Below are 6,537 nucleotides of genomic sequence, written 5' to 3'. Positions count from 1 at the left end.
AAAGAAATGAAAAAGCTGCACGTAAATTCTTTAAGAAAGCCATTGGTAGGCATGGTTTGCCAGAGAAAGTAAATGTAGATAAATCTGGTGCTAATGAGGCTGCATTACTGACTATCAATATCTACTTATTTTTACTAGGGATATGGTTAACTCATGGTATTGAAATTAGACAAAATAAGTATTTAAATAATTTGATAGAGCAGGATCATAGAAGTATTAAACGATTGACTCGACCCATGATGGGATTTAAGTCTTGGGACTCCATGGAGTCCACTATCGCTGGTTATGAGTTAATAAATATGATTAGAAAAGGTCAGCACATTAATGCTGAAAATATGACTATTTGGGATCAATTCTATTCTATAGCAGCATAACTGTATCTAGAGCATACTGATTTCATGAAAATTGTCACTGATTTAAATATTTGCGACAAAACCGATTTTATTTGGTATAAAATCATTTTATTATTATTTTTTAATAGCTATTGTTATGTTACTCATCTCACGAATATACTAAAAAGGTGACATTCATGTCTAGTGAAATAAAATTCATATCTCTCAAAGCAATAAAAACATCTTTTGAGAATGGAGTAAATTCTTTCTTAGAGCTATATAATATTCAGCATAATAAAAATATCATAAGTTCTAGCCTTAGTAATTTTGGTCAACGAGTCATACATGAGGGTGATCATAATAAAATCCATACTACAGAAATAACAACTAAAGAAGTAGAAAAAGCTAATAAAGTTAAAGCTTTATTAGGTAGAACCCAGTCTGATGAAGAGTTGAAAGATATCTTCAACTCTTTTGGTGATAAAATTATTAATATTGCATTTAAGGATGATAGAAGCTATCTCACATCGCACTATTCCTTTATTGTATTATCTATCCTTCATCAAGCCGTAGTTTTTGATTTATCCAGAGATAAGTCAGTATTATTAGATAATTTTTATAAGATGGAAGAGTTAATAATGACATACTACTTAACTCCGGATACTCGACATAAGACAGTTATGAAAAACTTATTCAAATATATAGCTGATGCTCTTAAGAGATTAAAATATGATGAAAATTCAGTTATGCTTAGTCATGATGAGATAAACTATCTAGAAATAGAAAACACATCAGATACTGAGAAACTTTGGGCTTACTTATGTAGTAAAGATAGCTTTAAAGATATAGAAGATATTATTGGTAGTGACAAAGTTAAATATTATAAAAATTTAGCTAAAGAATTAAAAAAATATAATAGGAATAATAATATTAATTTCGATACAGATATCAAAATTTCTCAACAGACTGTAAGTAAAGTGAAAGATTGTTTCAACACCATTACTAAAACTCTAAAAATCAATGAAGCTATAAGCAATGCATTAGTAGCATATAACCTTAAATTTGAGCAACAAACATCCAATCCTTCTGTTGAAAAAAAGGTTATGAAATACATCGCTTCTAAGGCAAATGATTATAGTTCATTAAAGTATAGAACAGATGTAAGTAATACACTTACTAGTGGAGTAAGTGCGACTACATTAAAAAGCTTAGAAAACCTATTTCCCCCTATAGAGGTAGGACTTCTATCTTATGGCATTTTAACAACGTTAGTAGGTATACTTACTGAGTCAAAAGGTTATGGGATTATTAATCGTCATGGTATAACTGGTCAAATAAGAACCTGTTTATTAAAGAATTATATTAACTTAATTTCTACTTTTATTAGAAATAATTATTTATATTTATTTCGCAAAGAAAGATATAAAATAGATGACTCTATGCAGATAAATTCTACTTTTGTGAAAAACTTTTGTGAGAAATTTCAACAAAATTATGAAAACTCAATTAATGTATTACCGAACAAAGATAAAAAAGGAAGTCTATACTTTTATCTTTCAATGTATGCAGACCCAACTAATAATTCTCAACCTGATATCAAAAAAATGCAACAATGGGCTAGAAGCAAAATATCTTGGATAAATAATAGAACATATTCTGGATCTGTAAATCAAAGCGAAGTTCTTCAAACTATTTTAGTTGATCAACCTTCACCTACTATTATCACTACTAAACTTTAGTGGCTCATTGGTACTGTTACAAACTTTGACTAATTTTATGGTGGTATAGTGAGGAATTTTTTAGGACAGTATTTAGTCAGAAAATAGATGTCAAATTATCAAAAATATTATCTATCTTAACTCTTCCAATACACATCAGCAGGAGTATTATAACCCAAACTTTGATGTAGTCTATCATTGTTATAATAATCAAAGTAATCAGCTAAAGCTTCTCTAACTTCAGCAACAGAGTTAAACTCGTGTAAGTATATACACTCATACTTTACACTCCTCCATAAACGCTCGATAAAAATATTATCAAAACATCTACCTTTGCCGTCCATACTAATTGAAACACCTCTGTTTATCAACTTATTTACCCAATTATTAGAGGTGTATTGAGACCCTTGGTCTGTGTTCATAATGCCACAAACATTATTTTCTAAAACTCTAATAAGAGTATCAACACAAAACTCTGCTTCTAAACTAATACTCAACTGCCAATCTATAACATACCTACTATACCAGTCCATAATGGCTACTAAATAGATATGTCCATGCTTCATTCTAATATACGTTATATCAGAGCACCAGACTTGATTAGGATAGTAAACACAAATACTTTTCATAAGGTATGGATATACTTTATGTTCATGCCTGGATTTTGCGCTTGTATTTGGCTTCGGGTAAATAGTTTGTAATCCCATTTTATCCATTAAGTATCTTACTTGATTCCTAGTAACATCATATCCTTGTTTATTAAGGTTCTACATGGCATTGTTTCTTTTTCATACCAATTATTTACTATACTTTGACTTGGATTTGACAATATATTTATAACTTTAAGGGGGTAAGAAACAATGCCTCTTTGTACAGCTAATTCACTATTTGATCTACCCTGTTTGCGACATCCACCAAAATTGAAAATTTACCATTAAAGTACTCATTAAGCCTATCATAACTATCTTCTGTTGTAGTAAGTACCTCAATAACTTTAAGCATTAACGTGTATTCATCACCATCATCCTTAAATGATCTAACAACTGAATCTAATTCTTTTTTTATTTCATTTTTTAACCTTATTATTTTTTCTTCTTCCCAATCTAAGTTAACTCTTGTTATAAAAAACATTAAATTTTTATCAAAATATTCTGATACTTCTATTTTTTTAAATAGTAACCTTAGGGTATCAGTTAACATAGTCGAACTTATGAATTCTAAGCTTCTAGAGGAATTAGTACTTGTTGAGATGGAACGACGAGTTCTTATATTAGATGGATTAAGAAATCTTTTGTGTTGATCTACCCATAGCATAAAATTATCAAATTTAGTATTCATTTCCATACTTGCTAATATATCAAAATCTTTGTTAGGACTAAAAATAGTAGCCCCAGGATGATTTATTGCTGTGGCTTCACTAAATATTCCTTTATAAGCTTTAACTTGCTTATTTATTAGATCTGCAACTTGTTGACCTATAGGATAATCACCCGTAGCTCCATAGCATGCTTTAAGCGTAATCAAATTTACTTTACTTAAGTCAATGTTTTTTGCAATAGCTAAGCCTTTAATAACATTAGTCAACTCCATTCCATTAAGATAGTTTATACTAGATGTATCTCCATGGGCTTTTACTTGTAAAACCCCTGTATGGTGTAAAACAAATTCTGAATCTGGACCCAAAAGTTCTTCAACTCGTGACATATTTACTCTACGATTAGTAGTACGAAGAGTTCTAGGATCAATACTGTAAACATTTAAATCATTATTAAAATTATGATGGGGTCTTAATTTACCATTATAAAAAATACCAAATTGTTCTGCTGTAACTATTCCATCTGGTGCCGTTAGTGACATTTGATTGATGCCAGCAAATTTTCCTCCTCCAACACTTGTTGCTACATGTGCTACACTTTCAACATTCCCATCAAGTTTAGTGAACATTACTAACCGACCTTCTTCAATACTAATAAGCTTACTCATAGAAGAAATATTTTCGTGATGAAGGTTCAGTAGCCTTCTCATACTTTCTGGATCGCCTCTCGCTGCCAGTTTAAAAAGATTGTTGAGGTCTGTTTTACCAATAATAAGTTGTTCACCTTTTCTTTCTAATACTTCAGTTGCAAACTCCCAACATACATTTGAACCCCTTGATTCGCTCATAAATAACTTGTTTGCGATATTACGAGAAGGGTTGTTTAAATTAAGATTGCTGGGTAATGGCATAGGAGGATCTGCTAGAACATTTTTGTACCAACTCGGTTTTTTTAATATAAAACCACCCATGATTGGATCTGATACTTTTGGTGTATTCCATATAGAAGCAAACATTGTTGCATCATTTTGTCTTTCAAAATCCTTAAACTTTATAAGTTTGCGTTCAAAAGAATTTTGATAAGCTCCTAGCCATTCATTTTCAGATAATAATAGTGGAGAATTTATAGATGGCATACCCTTATTTGCAAACTGATGTGCAGTTAAATCAAATATATATGGTTCACCATGCTTTATTCCTTTTACTACAAAGTGGTTTGTTGGAAGGGTCTCTAGACCACTATTCCATATAAGCATCGCTCTATATTGTATATTAGTAAAGTGATTTTTTTGCATAAAATCAGCAACTTCGCTCAATATAAATTCACATTTTTCTGACGGAGAGGTAATTGCTTCTTTTATTAAACGGTTATTTTTAATTTTATCAAAGTATCCTTGCATATTAGTGGCAATAGGTCTTTCTGGTTTAATTCTTTGAATAGAAACTAATTGCTCATTTAGATTTGAATTTACCGCATTATTACCATAGGTGTATTTTTTTTGGTAATTATCTAAATTAGCCTTTAATACTGACTCTGTATTTCTATTACTTAGCATTTTATTTGCCCATAATTTATTATTAGATTTATAATATCTCTCTAAAAACACATCTATATTTTTCTTTCCTTGCCAAGCTGTAAGAGCTTTAAATCTTTGAAGTCTAGTATTTATATAGTTTTTTACTTCATCAAATTTACTTAATAATGGAGTTCTTAACCATATTGGATCAGTAGTGAGTCCTTTTTTAAATACATTATCTGTGAATGCTTCACCATATTTTCTTGATATTTTATGGAATCCTTTAATTGATTTATAGTCTAGGTAAATACCAGGAAGAGCCGTTAATCCTGCAATTAATGCATTTTTTTTTACTTCATATATAAGCCTTTCGTATTCTTTATGATTAATAGCACTTTGTGCTTTTATAATATTTGGTAGACTACTGGATAACTGCCCCAGACTTAACGCAGCAAGATTCCCAAGAATCTTGAAACCTTTACCACCTGGTATTAGATTTATTGAGATGTCGAGAGTAAATGCAACAATTTCTCCAACGACTTTTAGAGTGTCTAAAAAATGTTCATTACGTATCTGAGAATCAGTTATGGTTAACCTATCTATATTACTTTGAATATTTTCTACTTTTCTATCGAATAAATATTCAGCCGCATTTTTTACCTTCTTAGACTTTAGAGGTGAAAGCCTGTATTTTATATTTCCTGCGACTTTCTCATAAAGGTCCATCATGTTCCTCTGCCAATAATATTCATACACAGGTGTAAGCTTCTCAAAAGTATCTTTAGTAAACTTGCTTCTATCATAAAATGAAACAGAACTTAATATATCTTTTCTTATGTCATCAGCAATTTTTGGAGAGGTATGCCCTCTATGGCTATAAGTATCACTGATAAAACTAAAAAGCAGGCCATAATCACTACTAGTAGAAGAGGGTATCCAAAAAAGTGTAGTTGGTACAATATCTTCTATAATTACTACTCGTGCTGGATTATTTCCTCTTAAGAATTCATAACATCCATCTACATAAGATTTCTGCCAGGACGCTGGATGCTCATAATCCTTCAAATATTTTTCTACTCTTAATTTCATGCTGTCATTTAAAAAATTCACTATATCTGTTTTTTTTGCTTTAAAAGCCTCAAGCTCTTTTTTTAGATATTCCTTAAGTAATTCGTTACTATAAAATAGGTCTTTAATGAAATTATTAGCAAAATTATACTTTATATTTGATACGTATGATCCATATTCTTTATAATGTTTTTTCAACTTTTTATGTCCGATCGTAGTAGGTAGTTCATATAAAGGTAGCCTTAAATAGGATATAGGATTACTTAGTTTTTGTTTACCGTAAGGATATTGAGTAAACTTAACAGACGTTATGGTATCATATTTATAGTCGCCGATAATATTATGGCCTCCCCATGCCTTTAATCTTTCATTAAAGAATTTATAAAAAGGAGTTAGTGGATCAATATACCATTGGATTATATCCAATAATCCTGTTATATATTCTCTTCCTTTAGCTTCAACTTTATCTAAATTATTACTAATAATATCTATTGTATTTTGATCTAAATCTAAATCTTCGGAGTTATTAATAATAGATAATAATATGGCGGCTTCATCAGATTGATCAGTACTTGTTGTGGCAAGTG

The 6,537-nt window shown here is 30.2% G+C and carries 2 protein-coding genes and 2 pseudogenes; 2 read left to right on the top strand and 2 right to left on the bottom strand.

Annotation, left to right across the window (positions count from 1 at the left end; genetic code table 11):
* Both F3D62_RS11305 and F3D62_RS11300 read left to right on the top strand, forming a co-directional pair.
* A partial coding sequence (locus F3D62_RS11305) for a DDE-type integrase/transposase/recombinase (RefSeq protein WP_150468163.1) occupies positions 1 to 374 on the top strand: 374 nt, incomplete at its 5' end.
* Between the two features lie 155 nt (positions 375 to 529).
* Positions 530 to 2,071, top strand: coding sequence for a hypothetical protein (locus tag F3D62_RS11300; RefSeq protein WP_150468358.1), 1,542 nt, complete (start codon positions 530 to 532; stop codon positions 2,069 to 2,071).
* A 116-nt stretch (positions 2,072 to 2,187) separates the two neighbouring features.
* Here F3D62_RS11300 and F3D62_RS11295 read toward each other — a convergent pair.
* Positions 2,188 to 2,802, bottom strand: a pseudogene (locus F3D62_RS11295) (IS3 family transposase); the annotation flags it as partial.
* A gap of 124 nt (positions 2,803 to 2,926) precedes the next feature.
* A pseudogene (locus tag F3D62_RS11290) lies at positions 2,927 to 6,537 on the bottom strand (hypothetical protein); the annotation flags it as partial.

It is taken from the genome of Francisella sp. SYW-9 (assembly GCF_008711465.1).
Taxonomy (GTDB): Bacteria; Pseudomonadota; Gammaproteobacteria; order Francisellales; family Francisellaceae; genus Francisella.
The sequence above is the reverse complement of the archived record's forward strand: the minus strand, read 5'-3'. Positions and strand labels throughout refer to the sequence as shown.